Consider the following 2,165-nt stretch of genomic DNA (forward strand, 5'->3'; position numbering starts at 1 on the left):
CGATGCCTTCTTTTTACCTCAAGGCAGTAGTCAACCCAATAAAATTCCTAATTATTCGAGTGATTCACTATCGCTACAAACGGATGATGGCTCAACGTTTATTCGTATGCAGTCGGGAAAGATCATGATTAAAGGCGATATTGAACACCAAGGTAATTATCAGTTAACAGGTAATGCGTTGATTAAAGGTAACCATTCAGTGAATGGTAATAGTGAATCATCCGGCGGCACACTTAAACATAATGGCAAAAATATTGGCGATACCCACACGCACAGCGGAGTGCAAACGGGAGGAGGCAATACAGGAGGTCCTAACTAATGAAAGTACGTCGGCTTGATGATAACCATGATTGGTGTTTTGGGCGAGGGAGAGCAGATTACAACATTCGCTCGGAAGCTATCGCACAATCGGTGCTAACTCGCCTATTGTCATTGAAACAGGATTGGTTTCTTAATCGCGAACATGGCATTAAATGGTTCGATTATTTACGCAAAAACCCTAATTTGATAGCGATGGAGGCTGAAATAAAAGCGAGTGTATTAAATACGCAAGGGGTTGAGCAAATTACCGAATTTGATATTCAACTCAATCCTGATACAAGGTTGATGGCGATATCAGTCACTTATATTGATATTTACGGTCATAAAAAAGAGGTAATGACAGATGCTCCAAATTACTGAAACAGGCATAGTGATTGATAAGCTGACTGACGTTCACCAACGCTTAACGGAAGGATTTAAACGCATTTATGGGGATGATATTAATCTCGATGCCGATAGTCCTGATGGTCAAATGATCGGTTTATTTTCTCAAGAGATAGATAATATTAATCAAGCAATTGCACTGATAGCGCAGATGCTTGACCCCTATAAGGCCATTGGATCATGGCTAGAACAACGCGCAATGTATGCCGGCATTGTTCGCCGAGGGGCCGATTACAGTTATCTCAATGAGGTGGTGATCACAGGTAAACAGGGCGTTACCGTACATAAAGGGAGCTTATTGTCTGATGATAATCGCACCAAGTGGGTCACATTGGCGGATGTCACGTTAGGGAGTAACGGCTCCGCAAGAGTGGATCTACGAAGTCAGGAGCTTGGCGCTTTTTCGTTGCCAGCAAATCGCTCCTTAACCATGGACACGGTGACCATTGGGGTTGATAGCATCACAACCACAAAAGCGGCAAAAGAGGGCGCTTTTGAGGAAACAGATGGCAATTTGTTATTACGCTTTATGCGTTCGCATGCCATCAATAATCATGATGATTATCAAGGATTAGAAGGCGCTCTGCTTGATTTACCGGATGTAAAACAAGCTAAGGTCTACGAAAACTACACCAATCAAACGGATGAAAAAGGCATTCCACCGCACACATTAAATGCCGTTGTTATTGGTGGCCATGATAATGATATTGGGCGAATGATTTTAAGTAAGAAAGTGGGCGGGTGTGGGGTATTTGGGCGTATCAGTAATACACAAACGTATGCTGGCGCACCGCGAACCGTCTATTTTGATCGCGCCGCTTTGGTGAATGTTAAAGTCAAATTACTACTTGAACGAGTGGGGGGCTTCCATGATATCGATACCGATGCCATTAAAGCCGCGTTAGCCGCCACTGAATTTGATATTGGTGAATCGGTTTATGCGATGCGTTTAACTTGCCAAGTAAATGCAGTACAAGGCTTTTACATTAAATCAATTACCGTAAATGGGCACGATGCTGTTTCAATAGGGGTTCGCCAATGCGCACAAATCAGGCCAGAAGATGTGGAGGTGCTGATTGAGTAAACCACGCGAAGACTTTTTGATTTGGCAGTACCGAGGAAAACCTAAAGCCCGACAAACCGTCGGGCTTTTGCTTTCTGAAACAAAGCAACTCTTTGAATCGGTCATTACGTTATCGACCATATTAAATATCGACACTGCTACGGGGTATGGACTCGATTTAATCGGCAAACATGTCGGTCTTCATCGGGTCATGAAATCATTGGTGCCGAAAGACTATTTTGGCTTTCGGGGGATTGAAGGCGCGCTAGGCTTCAATATTGGGGCCTTTTATCGTTATGGTGATTCACTCAAAGGATCATCGGTATTGGGGGATGATGATTACCGCTTTTTTATCAAAGCCAAGATCATTAAAAATTACCAAAAACCCGATATCGCC

The 2,165-nt window shown here is 43.3% G+C and carries 3 protein-coding genes and 1 pseudogene; all 4 read left to right on the forward strand.

All coding sequences use genetic code 11. The features are described 5' to 3' along the window. Positions 1–319: pseudogene (locus PR699_RS19245) on the forward strand (baseplate protein); the annotation flags it as partial. Continuing rightward, on the forward strand, positions 319–681 hold the full coding sequence (locus PR699_RS19250; protein WP_004920995.1) for a hypothetical protein: 363 nt from the start codon (positions 319–321) through the stop codon (positions 679–681). The pseudogene PR699_RS19245 and the gene PR699_RS19250, both read left to right, overlap by 1 nt. Beyond that, complete coding sequence (locus PR699_RS19255) at positions 665–1,789, forward strand: baseplate J/gp47 family protein (protein ID WP_014656227.1); 1,125 nt, start codon at positions 665–667, stop codon at positions 1,787–1,789. Before PR699_RS19250 ends, PR699_RS19255 begins: the two co-directional genes overlap by 17 nt. After that, on the forward strand, positions 1,782–2,165 hold a 384-nt coding region (locus tag PR699_RS19260), incomplete at its 3' end, for a DUF2612 domain-containing protein (protein WP_272573025.1). The genes PR699_RS19255 and PR699_RS19260, both read left to right, overlap by 8 nt.

Origin of the sequence: Providencia sp. PROV268 (genome assembly GCF_028477805.1) — a bacterium.
GTDB classification, from domain to species: Bacteria; Pseudomonadota; Gammaproteobacteria; order Enterobacterales; family Enterobacteriaceae; genus Providencia; species Providencia stuartii.

What these genes read in the sequence shown, in the direction of transcription:
- PR699_RS19255 (WP_014656227.1), top strand. Translation starts at nt 665, where the DNA reads ATGCTCCAAATTACTGAAACAGGCATAGTGATTGATAAGCTGACTGAC.
- PR699_RS19250 (WP_004920995.1), top strand. Translation starts at nt 319, where the DNA reads ATGAAAGTACGTCGGCTTGATGATAACCATGATTGGTGTTTTGGGCGA.